This is a genomic window from Photobacterium kishitanii (genome assembly GCF_000613045.3).
Lineage (GTDB): Bacteria > Pseudomonadota > Gammaproteobacteria > Enterobacterales > Vibrionaceae > Photobacterium > Photobacterium kishitanii.
This window is the reverse complement of record NZ_LN794353.1, coordinates 1,434,971-1,448,544: the sequence shown is the minus strand read 5'-3', so window position 1 is coordinate 1,448,544 and position 13,574 is coordinate 1,434,971. Positions and strand designations below refer to the sequence as shown.

Sequence of the window (13,574 nt, the reverse complement as noted above, 5' to 3'; positions counted from 1 at the left end):
TTTAATATAGAGCATGAAAATTGCGATAAAACAGAAACATACTGGTATGATTTTTGAGTATACCTAAACGAAACCATCTCCTACCCCGCTTTACCCACACCATATAACTATAGAAACCACCTATAATAAACCAATTAAAGAAACTAACTTAAATTGAACTAATAGGTTTGGTTTGGACTAAAGAAGTTAGAGTTTTAACGTTTCCCATATAATTATGAAGCATATGTATTTAGAAGGGATTAGTTTGTTGACATCGAATTTGATGGTGTTTAAAACAAATAAAATAATTGATAGAAACAAGATTATTGTTACTGATAATCGCAGCTTTCATCATATATGAAAAGTTCACGACCAAATGGTCGTGAACTGTGAGATATCAAATTAAATCTAGCATCAACCTATTAGGCAGCAATACAAATGCCAGTTTCACAATTAGGTAAGTCGGCCCAGAAGAGAACGTTCTCCTCTTTTACAATACCTAATTTTATCATCACCTGAACTAATGCACTTTGTAAGGCCGTTTCTCGATCAGTTATAGTGTCAGAAGAAGTAAAAACTATAAATTTAATTTTATCAGAAGGTATAGTGAAATATAAAGAACTAGCCATACCTGCCACAGCATCTGGAAGCATATCTGTCATCATCAAAACTTCAAATGATATTATTGATGGAATATCAATCATTGTAGGGAAATTTTGCATGATTAATGTATTAATTATACCGGCTCCAGGATGACCTTTAAAAAACAAATCATAACTTTTACCAAGATAATATGGGCTCGATTCATTAATTGCATTATCAATAACATCTATTTGTTTATTTGCATAATATTCTTTTTCATGATCTCCTGCCCATACTGTCGTTCCTGTAAACACAAAATTTGGCAAATTAGATGAATTATATTCATTTTGTAATTTTTGTTTATCAAAACCAACAATAGATAAGAATAATTCTTGCTGTTTACTATTAAATTTTTTAAAACCATCCCATTGCATTTGTTTTAAACTATCACCAAGATAATCTCGCAACTCATGTAATGATGGTTCTAAGGTTAAGTAATCTTTTCTTAAAAAATGATACTTAGTTGGGTATAATTGCTGCCAATTATAAATTGATGCGATTTCTGATCCTGAATAATTGTCTGTAACTCCAGAAATGACATCCTCAAGAGAGTCCTTTCCTAATTGTAAATTATATATTTTATTTACGCTATTTCTCCAATTATATAAATCGACATACTCAGCAGAGCCATCATCATATAAATCTATATTTGTTATTGTCACGTTATTGAACGTATTTAATGCTTTTAATATTGGCATCAAATTATAAAATGAACGAGCAGTATTGGAACTAAGTTTAACATTAAGTCTATGCTTTGTTTGTGCTTGTTTAACAATTGCCTGCACTAATTCTGACGATGTATGGTTATTAATTAATGGAAAACGAGTAATATTTAACTCTTTCATTTGCTCATCGGTAGGATTTATTCTCCACCAAGAAATATATCTTTGTGTTGTAGGGTTTTGCTCTTCAGATTTAATGATATCCATTAATTGTTGAAGTGCTGGAAGAGAAGCATGATCAACATAAACTTCTAAAGATGGAGAAACTACATTTAATATTACCTTTGTTATATATTTATCACCTTTATCATTAACACCATTAAAATCAAAACAATATTTTTCATCTTTTTCTAAACGTGGTGCCATAATCGAAAGTGATATTGACTCTTTATTTTGAGTTGTTAATAGTTGTTGTGTACCACACGTTTGTACCCATGAATGTTTTGTGAAAATGATATTTGACTGATTAGTCGGCTCTAATTTAACATTTTCTTCATCGGTTACTGTTTGATTAATATCAAGCTTATGAATAGGTGGTGTATAATCCTCTGAATTATTACAAGCAGTCAGTAATACTAGAGTTAAAAGTAAAAATTTTTTCATAAAATTCAAATAAATTAGGTGGTAACATATAATAGCAACTATTAACTTAATAGTTAATAATTAATAATGTCAGTAACCTCTCATTTTACACTTAAATCTACACAAACCTCCTCTGTTTTATTCTTCGTAAACAAACATTGCTTTTTACCCAAAAAAACTGTATATAAAAACAGTATTATTGGTTTCAGTATGGCAATCCGAAATCTAAAAAACAACAGTAAAAAACCATGGTTTTGTGAGTGTTATCCACAAGGACGAGAAGGCAAATGCTTATCTACTAAAGGGGGAATAAATAAATCTTACAAAAGCCTATCCCAGATAAAATGAAGTCCACTTTGAATCGGACTAATATTATATGTACTGAATAGTTTTATCCTTGTCAAAATAATAGATTCCCTCTAATGTTCCAAATATAGGCGGTAGCAAATTAGCAAAACCGTCTGAACGAAAGGTTATAGGAAAGCGGGAACGCATCGATTGTTGTTCTATATCATGAGAAGCCCAATCAGGCTTTCTAATACCATACCAAAAACTAATACAGTCTTCTTTCGTGGTAAATAATACAGGTTGTATATATCCAATTTCTGGAGGATTGGACCAATATATATATCCCACGTACTCTTCCCCCTCGCAATCAGTAAAAATAGTTTTAACAATTATTTGGTAGTTCATTAAATCCTCATCTGTTAAACAACAAGGTCGTACTGAAAACTCCTCATCTTCAACTGAATCATCCCTTGGAAAAAACCAGACAGGATGTTGTGCTAAGTCATCTGTATTTAGAGCGTATATTTGTTTTTCTAACATAAGATAAAGTTCTTTAATTATGATTATGAGCATATTCGTAATTGTAAGTAAGGATTAAAATTTCGAATAATGGGTCACAAAAGTCCATATTACGCGACCTTTATTGTGCTTAATCGTTATAGTGTATTTTGTCGCGGTGAGTTAAACAACAAGACATATCAGATATAGCCCCATGGGCTTTTATATTTCACAGAACACATAAAATATTTAACGTTAAATTACAGCACATCGTAGCTGACCTTTCCTTACATGACCATAACCAACCCTCAGCATCAAACCTTCTCTGTTTTATTCATCATAAACAAACATTGATTTTTCCCCAAAAAATAATACTGTATATAAAAACAGTATTAATGATTTTGTTATGGCAATCAGAAATCTAAAAGACAGCAGCAAGAACCCATGGCTTTGTGAGTGTTACCCACAAGGGCGAGAAGGTAAACGTATTCGCAAGCGATTCTCCACTAAAGGAGAAGCTATCGCTTTTGAGCGTTTTACAATGCGGGAGATTGAGGATAAGCCTTGGCTTGGTCAAAAAGAAGATAATCGACGTTTAAGTGATTTAATTAAATATTGGAAACTTGCTCATGGCATGACACTCTCTAATGGCGAAAAAATCTATAGTTTATTAATACTTATTGCTGAGGCAATGAATGACCCAATAGCTTCTAGATTAACAAGTAAACACTTTTCAGATTTTAGAAAAAAACGCCTATCTGGTGAAATTTCATTTGTTGAAGATAAATGGAATAGAGGAACAGCAAGTATTGCAACGTGTAATCTAGATTTAGCCTACCTCCGTTCAATCTTTAATAAACTTATAGAGCTTGGTGAATGGCACTCCCCTAACCCGCTTAAAGATATAAAGCCGTTTCGTAAAAAAGATAATGTGATGGCTTTTCTCACAAAAGAACAAATTACTATCCTATTAGATAGCCTAGCTACTCGTCAAAACCCTGACATTATTAAGGTCGTTAAACTATGCCTATCTACGGGAGCGCGTTGGAATGAAGCGGCTCAGCTTAAAGGTAGTCAACTAAGTAAATACAAAGTGACCTTTACCAAAACAAAAAGTGGTAAGAATAGATCGGTACCTATCAGTAAAGAACTGTATTACGAAATATATCAACCAACGTCAGGGGCTTTATTTTCGCCATGTTATAATTCGTTTTGGAACCTACTTAAAACGATGGACTTTGATTTACCATCTGGACAAGCATCACATGTATTACGCCATTCGTTCGCAAGTCACTTCATGATGAATGGAGGTAATATATTGGTACTGAAAGAAATCTTAGGTCATTCTGATATTACAATGACTATGCGTTATGCTCACTTCTCACCAGATCACCTATCAGAAGCACTCACTAAAAACCCCCTATTTAGTCTATAAAAAATGGCGACAGAATGGCGACGAACATCATTAAACGTCGCCTAATATCTCAAAAAGTCGTATTTACAAGCAATATAAGTCATTGATTAAAAACTTAACCCATTGTTTATATGTAATTTTATTTTTAATCTCTAACTTCTTCCATTTAACTTCGTTGCTGGTTCTGAAGGTATTCCATCATACGATGCGCTCCTTGAAAATCTTGAAAATAAATTCAAGCAAGCGCTATTAACAGTAACGCCAGAATTCCAAGACGAACACGGCGAAGGCAAAGATAAACCAGGCGAAGCTAACCTAACAGTGGCATCAAACTGGGTGGGTGAGCAATTTAACTACTTGTCTTACACTGTTAAAATGCCATTTAAAGATCATAACAATCAGCCAGATAGCCTATACGGTTAGTCTCCAGAGCGTAGTATTGGCTTTGGTCATGACACCCCATCTGCAGTACTTGCTGTTACTGATGATCTTCGTTAATACAGAATCTCTATAAGCACCAAGCCAGCGGCCACCTTTTTAGGTGGCCGTTTTTTTATTCAAAATAATGCATAAAAACACAAAAGCCTTAAGTGGATAACTTAAGGCTTTTTTAGTGTTAAAACTAGCAAGTGGCGACAGGTGAATTTTAACCGCAATTAATCACCAACACATTTATGGACAGAAATGAGTTAGAGCTTGGACTATATCAAGTAAATATGAATAAACAGAAATGTAGCGAAGTAACCAAATTAACTTAGCCACTATACAGATAAAAGACCGCCTCAATGGACGGCCATTTAACGTTAAATATTTCATGCACACTCGATAATGAGTGATATGTGACTTAATCTTTGATGTGATTATTAGATATAAGTAATATCATTATTGAATAGAAATGCGTGCTTCAAGAAATATAATTTATGGATTCATATAGTTATTTAAGTCTGTTCAAAAAATCTTGGTCAGCCCAAACAGATATCACTGACCTTCTTTTAATTCGATACTATCAATATCAAACTTTTTTAATTTAAATAAAAGTCATAAATATCTGTTCCTAACAAGGTTTAATTTTCAGGCTCTTCGTGATCCCAAAAATAAATAGACGCATTTTTATCAAAATTGACAACTACATTGTTACCACCTTCTGCCCATGCAATTGGAAAAACAGATTCTCCAATATGATCTAAATATTTTTTTCATCAATTACTTCAGACACAGGTATCAATGCATTAACACCTGATTCGTTTTTATCATCAATTATGAAAACATTAAGATCTAGTTTAGCTCCGTTAAATTCGAGAGAATATTTTCGGTAAAATAACACCTATATTTTGAGTAAAGCAATCTATATCATTTACGATAAAGGTATTTTTTTTAAAAAACTCACACTCATAATTAACTATCAACTTCTATTTTTATTTTTATTTTTATTTTTATTTTTATTCTATAAGGGGACACTAGTATTAGGATATAAATACCCTGTCACTTTTTACACCACGATTTGTCCCGATAACTACTGTATTTAACAGTATGCATCTAATGTTAATCGATACGAGTAACGTCCAAACACAAAACTCCACCTCGCTATACGGTATTTTACATCAACTTTTATTGGTACATAATCGTCAGAAAGGCGAAACACCTTAAACAGGTTGTATTCTTAAATTTTTTATATCGAAACTGCTTAAGATTTTCAGCTATTAATGCCATTTTCTTTGTTTCTTTAATAAAAGTGAGTTTAATACCATAGCGACCTTTACTTAAATTACGCACACGATTCCTTACACTCTCAGGCTACGAGTTAAAATCATCCGTATAATATTAATTACCGACCTTCCTAATTAGCCTATCAAAAATTAATTTATCAAAATCAATCGGTTGAGAAAAAGATACGACTGGTTAGCAACCATTTTTCTAATATCATCTAGATCATCTTTCCACCTATAATATAATCAATAACATATACTATATACGTCTGCGGATAATATTTTAACATCTCTAAAATAATGCGTTTTTCGTGAGTTAAATCTCAATTTAATACAAACAAAATACAAGGCTTTGTGTATTTATATATACAGAAAAACTCACCAATTTTGTGGGTAAAGTGACCATTAAAAGATAGATCACAGATGTTAATGACTATTGACAGTAGGAATTTAGTGACAATAGTCAGGATGGTGTTCTATCTGTTATTTTTTAATGTCAATAACGTATGAAGTAATAGAGATATGATTGTAATACCATATGCAGCAAGTGGTAAATAAACATAATTTTGAGTTGTTAATAATAACCCACCCGACATTGCGCCCACAGCGCCACCTAAATAATTTAGTGAGCTATTCAAGCTTAATGTTGTATTTGTATTATTAGATGACAACCCCACAAGAATATGTTGCTGTGGTGCCATTGAAGCCCATCCCATTGCCCCCCAAAGGAACATTGAAATCATAGCAAGGTACGTTACTGAGTATTCTAGTGAAAATAATAATAATAAATAAGAGAAAGACAAAGTAATTAAGACCCAAACCAATACGTGTTTAGGTTTTTTTGACCAATCTATAATATACCCAATAGCAAAACTACCGACTAGACCACCAAGCCCCCAGAACCATAAAAATGGAATGAGAGATGCGTGGCTATTAAAAGAATGAATTAATGGAGCAATGTAAGTATATAAACCTAGACTTGCAAATGCAGTCAGAAATGTAACGATCACAACATTAGTAATTTTAATGTTTTTGAAAATATTAAAACGCTCTTTTAAGCTTGATTGTGTAAGTGTCGGAATAACTGGCATTTTTAATGTTATTCCAATTAATGCTAATAAACCAATTAATGATACAAGAATCAGTGAAAATTCCCAATTAAATAAATGACTTAAATATAAACCGACAGGAACACCAATTACTGTTCCACAACTCATCCCACCTAATGTAAATCCTAATGCCCTACCTCGCATTGATGTATCACAGAGTTGGGCTGCAGAACTTAGCGCAATGGGAGCAAAAAGCCCAGCTCCAACCCCAGCAAAAGCTCTACAAATGAAGAAAAAAGTTAAGTCAGTTGTTAACGCACTTAAAAAATTAGCTAGACTAAAAATTACTAAAGCTAGTATTAGTGAAAACTTTGCATTTTTTTTTGATAAAAAAACAGTTAGTAGAGGAGCTGAAATAGCATAGCATAACGTAAATACGGTCACGGCTTGACCTGTTATTGCATAGCTAGTATGAAAATCCGCACTTACTTCAGGAATTAAACCTGCGATAATATAAGCATCGAATCCTAGTGCGAACATTCCTAAAGACAAGAAAAAAAGATTTTTATATATCATTTAAAATTCTGATAATTTTTGCATATTGTGGTTACCGAGTATCGGATCACATAATATGAATAATGTTAATATAGAACTGCTTAGCTGAAATTTAGGTGCGAAAAAACACATCATAAAGATGTAATTTTTTGTACACACCATATTCTTGTATTGCTACTCTCCTGGTAAGAGAAAGTCTATTTACCTTTAGTTAAATTAATACCTTTTTGGTATTAATTTTGTGATCTCGTTATCACTTTTAAACATTAAAAAAGAGGGAAGAATTAATTTCCTCCCTTAAAAATAAATTTAAATTTTTCGATGACTTTTACGCTAGGTTGAACTAATTCATTGATTAGTAGCTTCCAAACTTACAACCTACTAGTTATTCATTAATGAGTTAAATCTTCCATTCAACGTTAAATACAATCTACCGTGACGGTCTTTTTCATTATATAACCATAAAGTCTCCTCTGAATAAAACCTCCTTTGTTTTATTCATCAGAAACAAACATTGCTTTTTCCCTAAAAAATAATACTGTACATAAATACAGCGTTATCAATTTTAGTATGGCAATCAGAAATCTAAAAGACAACAACAAGAACCCATGGCTTTGTAAGTGTTATCTGCAAGCAGTTCTACCAAAGGTGAAACTATCACTTTTTAGCGTTTCACTATCCAGAATATTGAGGTTAAGTCTTTACTAAATAATCTCAATCTTAGATATACCCCAGAGAAACCACTTAAAATTAACTGGTTTATAAAACCAACTAATGAACCAATCTTTTTAACTCGTTAAAGTGTACGAGGATTACATCCTACTTGTGCCTCTAATTTACAAATGAATAAGCCTTATTCTAACAAGTCGATAATTAATGTCGGTTTATCCCTATTTCATCCAGACAAATCTGTTGCAATATCAATTCTCTTAATTATTTGAAATGAGTCACGTCCAAAATGTACGTAATAAATGCATTGTGCAAAATAGGATAGTTTGATCTAAATAAGGCCACAATTGCGGCCTTATTAAAAATTTAATCTAGATTAACTCGACTAAATTTTACTGTGTGACCACCAGTATTTCGATCGCTATCATTTGTATAAAAAAGAAAAAGTTTGCCATCGCTATGAATGTAATACTCGTTATTATCTACTAATGTCTGAGTCACATTTTTATTTTTGCGCGGATCAATATAATTCACCGTTATTGATTCGATGGTATTGCCCTTCCCATCTGTAGCTAATCCTGATATCTCAGCTCGATAGGTTGTTTCTGCATCGACATAATGAACAAGCGCCTCTCCATCTGCCGATCTTAAATTATGGGTTGCTGCATCAACAGTGACGCTATTGCCATTTGCAATCACTACGCCACAAAAACTAGCTGTAATTTTTGTGATTTCTAGTTTTTCATGAGATCCTGTTCGCCCTAAACCTAAATTAATTTTTCCAGTTTTTAAACTATTGAAATATATGTCATTATTCAAATTCATATATAATTCAGTTCTATTAGCATTTACTGAACCGCCACTCGCCCCATTTTCGTTCTCTAGCACTCCATATACGGATTGATTTTCAGTTGTTGGTGTGGCTAATGTTGCAGTGATACTAAATGACCGCGGATTTTCAATTTCGTTATCACCGAAATTAAATTTAAATGATTTCACGTCACTCCATCGAGATGAATTGTAATCAATGATCACTGATGGATTAAGATTAATCGTTTGTTCAATCCATTGAGAACCATCAGTCTCACCATTAAAACATCCTGTGCTAGCTAGTGACAAATTCGACCAGAAAAAACTTAACGTAATCGAGAAAACCAGCGTTTTTAATATTTTCATCTAACAATTCCATATTTATGAGTAGAAAGTAATTTGTGCTGGCCAGCAAGCACAAGTCTACTCATACTCAACAATACAGTCAAGAACAAATATCAATTAAAACAATAGGTTATGTCACTATAATGCCACACTATGGTTTATAGTGACGAAACCACTACATTTAATGGATTATAGTTACACTAAGTAAGATATTGATCTTATTATAATATTGCAATTTTCTCTCATTTTTTGATGAGCGAAATAATAGTAGTATTTTAAGATAAGAAAATTATTTTTAATGGTGAAGCACGTAAGGTGTATCTTATTAAAATATTTGACGGTAAATAATTTTAAATACAGTATCTTAGTTACACATCCATAACCTAACCCACTACTTCTGCGTACCTATGTTTTATTCTTCGTAAACAAACATTGCTTTTTCCCTAAAAAATAATACTGAATATAAAAAGTATTATTAGTTTTGTTATGGCAATCCGAAATCAAAAAGACAACAGCAAAAAACCATGGCTTTTCTAGTGTTAGCCACAAGGGCGAGAAGGTAAACATATCCGAAAGCAATTTTCCACTAAAAGAGAAGCTATCGCTTTGAACGTTTCACTATGCGGGAAATTGACGATAAACCTTAGCTTGGTCAAAAAGAAGATAATCGACGTTTAAGCGATTTAATTAAATATTGGCAACTTACTGATGGCATGACGCTTTCTAATAGTGAGAAATATATAGTTTATTACTAAGGCGATGAATGACCCAATAGCCTCTCGATTAACAAGTAAACACTTTTCAGATTTTAGAAAAAAACGCTTATCGGGTGAGATTTCATTTATTAAAGATAAATGGAATAGAGGAACGGTAAGTATTGCAAAGTATAATCTTGATTTAGCCTACCTTCGCTCAGTCTTTAATAAACTTATAGAGCTTGGTGAATGGCGTTCCCTAACTCGCTTAAAGATATAAAGCCGTTTCATAAAAAAAATAATGTAACGGCTTTGGTCACGACACGCTAGCAGCAGTGCTTGCTGTTACTGATGATCTTCGTTAATACTGATTATCTATAAGCACCAAGCCAGCGGCCACCTTTATAGGGGGCCGTTTTTTATTCACCAATATGAATAAAAAAACAAGAGAATTAAATCTAATATTCATGCTTTTTAGTGAAAATACTTACTCAGTAGCGACTGTAAATTTTAACCTCAATTAATCGTTAACACGTTTATAAGTATTTTATTTAAAGAGTTAAATATACCTTTGCATAAAGACGTAAAAATTTATCTCTTGTTAATTTTGATATTTTAAGAGCTAACCGTCTCTGTATTACTTTCTCTTGCTTATCCATTTATTGATATCCAGCATCTATTAAAAGTATATGTTTAGTGACCAATTGAAAACTAACTAAGCATTATTAGGAAATACACAAAATTACGTATTATTAAGCCATTAACAGACATAAAAACACCTCAAATAGTGGCATGTAAGCGATAGTTATCATGTTTAGGTACAAAAAATGCCGCTAGATAAGCGACATTTGAACTACCTAAAAACTAACCATGTAAATATTTTCTTTTATATTTTGATGCGTTAGCAAATAAAAACATTAAGGGAAGTGGTGTTATTAATCCTAAAATTGCCCAAATATTCTCATCCACTAAAAGTAAATAACTACTACAAAAAAACATAAAAATACACAAAATCACAATACTAAAATGAAATATTGGATATCTTTTCGTAAATTTCGCATATGAAGCAATCATGCAACAACCAAGTTTAAAATTAATATTATCAATAATATACTGTTAGAATAAAAACTTAGCTGTAGATTATTTATTATTTGTTACAATTTAATGACATTAATGGTCATTTCTCTCTAAAAAACAACATTCCTAAATTACATCATTATCGTTATCCGCAAGGGCTGAAGTTTCACTTATTATGGATTTAACAAACCAATTAAAGAAACTAACTTAAGTTAGAGTTTTAACGTTTTCGCCCTGATTATAAAATGTAATGACCTTTGAAATATCCAGTAACAAAATCAACAAATCATTAATTACACTTTATTGTTAACATCTACAAAACAAGTATCTTAAATTAAGGCTTATAGACTTAATTTAGGCTGATATGTAATTTTGTCGCAGCCATTTCAATTACATGACCGTAGCCTCCCTAAATATCAAACCACTCTGTTTTATTCATCATAAACAAACATTGCTTTTTCTCAAAAAATAACACTGTGTATAAAAACAATATTATCAGTTTTGTCATGACGATTAGAGATCTAAAAGATAGTCGTAACAAGTCTTGGCTTTACGAGTATTATCCATAAGGATGGAAAGGTAGATATATACAAAAAAGCTTTTCGACTAAAGGTGAAACTATCGCTTTTGAGCGATTCACTATGCGGGAAATTGAAGATAAACCTTATCTTGATCAAAAAGAAGATTATCGATGCTTAAACGATAAATGACCCATAGCCTCCCAATTAACAAGTCAACACTTTTCAGATTTTAGAAAAAACACTTATCTTATGAGATTTCATTTGTGGAAGATAAATTGAATCGAGGAACCACGAACCTTGCAAGGTGTAAGCTAGATTTAGCCTACCTACATAAGTAAAAGCCTGACATTATTAAAGTAGTTAAACTCTACCAATCTACGAGATCACGTTGGAATGAAGCTGCTTAACTGAAAGGTAGGACAATTAAGCAAAAACAAAGTAACTTTTACCAAAACAAAAAATAGTAAAAATAGATCGGTACCTATCAGTAAATAACTGTATGACGAAATCTATAAACCAACGTCAGATCTTTTATTCTCGTCTTATTATAATTCTTATTGGAATCTACTTAAAACGATGAACTTTTAATTTACTATCAAGACAAGTATCACATTCATTCGCAAGTTACTTAATGATGAACGGCAATAATATATTAGTGTTAAAAGAAATCTTAGGTCATTTTTATATTACCATAGCCATACGTTATTCTCATCAGGTCACCTATAAGAAGCACTCAACAAAAAATCTTATTTTCAAAGAAAATAACTCATTCAAATAATACAAATATTAAATATAACAATGATGAAAAATAAATAATAATAATCAGCAATGCTCATATATAATAAGTTTTAACATATAATAACTTTTATCATATAATAACGAACTATTTTGCGGAAACGGGCCAAAATTAAAGTATTATTATCTTTAATCATCATAAACATGACTAAATTTTCTGAAATGACAATGTTTTCAACCATTATTAAACATAATAGTCTAGCGGCTGCTGGACGTGAAATTGGGTTATCACCAGCCTCAATAACAACAAAATTGAAAAATTTAGAGGCAAAGTTAGAAGTAAAACTTCTTAATCGAAGTACAAGGCATATATCGCTAACTGAAGCAGGAGAGCTTTATTATAAAGCAAGTATCAATATATTGAATGATATTAATGCGATTGAAAATTTAGTCCAAAATCAATCAAATGGATTAAAAGGTTCAATAAAAATATCAGCTCCTAAAGATGTAGGCAAGAATTATATTCTACCGATTATTAACGAATTCTCACGTCTTTATCCAGACATTAAACTATATGTTTATCTAGATGATAAAGTTACAAATATTCAAGAATCAGGGATGGATATTATTATTAGATATGGTGAACTAGATGACTGCAACCTAATATCTAGACGTTTAGCTATAAGTAAAAGAGTTTTATGCGTATCACCGGAATATATAGCTAATCACGGTTAACCATTAACTCCTAAAGAGTTAATAGATCATCAATGTTTAGTTATGATCAATAGTAATCATAAAGAATTAAACACCTGGCACTTTAGAAAAAAAGGTACCTCTAAAAAAGAATCTATATCTATAGAACCAGTAAAATTATCTGATGACGGCGAAATAATTCGATTATGGGCTCTAGAAGGTATGGGCTCTAGAAGGTATGGGCATAGCACTCAAATCATTAATAGATATTAAGAAAGATATTCATACAGGAAAACTCATAACTATACTTGACAAATATATAATAAATTTTAATGCTTCAACTGAAGATACTGTGAACTTAAATATTATTTATTTATCTAGAAAATTTCAACCTAAGCGCTTTGAACTGTTTTTAAGTTTTTTATTTAAAGAGTTTGATACTTTCACATATTAAATATTATTACTTATATCTTCTAATATTACTTTATTTTACCCTTCTTTGAGTGTTGAAATCTTTTACTTCAAACTGTTTACTATTTAAAGATTATTTTTGACACTCAACTTAGCTATAAAAATGACCACTAACAAACCAAT

The 13,574-nt window shown here is 31.6% G+C and carries 6 protein-coding genes and 2 pseudogenes; 4 read left to right on the top strand and 4 right to left on the bottom strand.

What is annotated here, in order from left to right:
• Positions 1–401: 401 nt before the first annotated feature.
• Entirely contained in the window at positions 402–1,946 is a 1,545-nt protein-coding gene (locus PPBDW_RS21405; RefSeq protein ID WP_036792497.1) for a PKD domain-containing protein, read from the bottom strand.
• 351 nt (positions 1,947–2,297) lie between these two features.
• Positions 2,298–2,753: a hypothetical protein gene (locus PPBDW_RS21400; protein ID WP_036792498.1), complete on the bottom strand. Its 456-nt coding sequence runs from the start codon at positions 2,751–2,753 to the stop codon at positions 2,298–2,300.
• Positions 2,754–3,117: 364 nt separating this feature from the next.
• On the opposite strand from PPBDW_RS21400, the gene PPBDW_RS21395 reads away from it, so the two are divergent.
• Both PPBDW_RS21395 and PPBDW_RS22835 read left to right on the top strand, forming a co-directional pair.
• Positions 3,118–4,146 carry a phage integrase gene (locus PPBDW_RS21395; RefSeq protein ID WP_036792499.1) on the top strand — a complete coding sequence of 343 codons (1,029 nt, stop codon included), beginning with the start codon at positions 3,118–3,120 and terminating at the stop codon, positions 4,144–4,146.
• A 138-nt stretch (positions 4,147–4,284) separates the two neighbouring features.
• Positions 4,285–4,623 (top strand): annotated as a pseudogene (locus tag PPBDW_RS22835) (M14 family metallopeptidase); the annotation flags it as partial.
• A gap of 1,684 nt (positions 4,624–6,307) precedes the next feature.
• Here PPBDW_RS22835 and PPBDW_RS21390 read toward each other — a convergent pair.
• Positions 6,308–7,456 (bottom strand): MFS transporter, encoded by a 1,149-nt coding sequence (locus PPBDW_RS21390; protein WP_036792500.1) that lies wholly within the window; start codon positions 7,454–7,456, stop codon positions 6,308–6,310.
• Positions 7,457–8,470: 1,014 nt separating this feature from the next.
• Positions 8,471–9,280 (bottom strand): hypothetical protein, encoded by an 810-nt coding sequence (locus PPBDW_RS21385; RefSeq protein ID WP_036792501.1) that lies wholly within the window; start codon positions 9,278–9,280, stop codon positions 8,471–8,473.
• A 738-nt stretch (positions 9,281–10,018) separates the two neighbouring features.
• Between PPBDW_RS21385 and PPBDW_RS22950 the strand changes: the two genes are divergently transcribed.
• Together PPBDW_RS22950 and PPBDW_RS21380 are read left to right on the top strand one after the other, a co-directional pair.
• Complete coding sequence (locus PPBDW_RS22950; protein WP_419680105.1) at positions 10,019–10,234, top strand: phage integrase; 216 nt, start codon at positions 10,019–10,021, stop codon at positions 10,232–10,234.
• A gap of 2,257 nt (positions 10,235–12,491) precedes the next feature.
• Positions 12,492–13,434 (top strand): annotated as a pseudogene (locus PPBDW_RS21380) (LysR family transcriptional regulator).
• Positions 13,435–13,574: the final 140 nt, after the last annotated feature.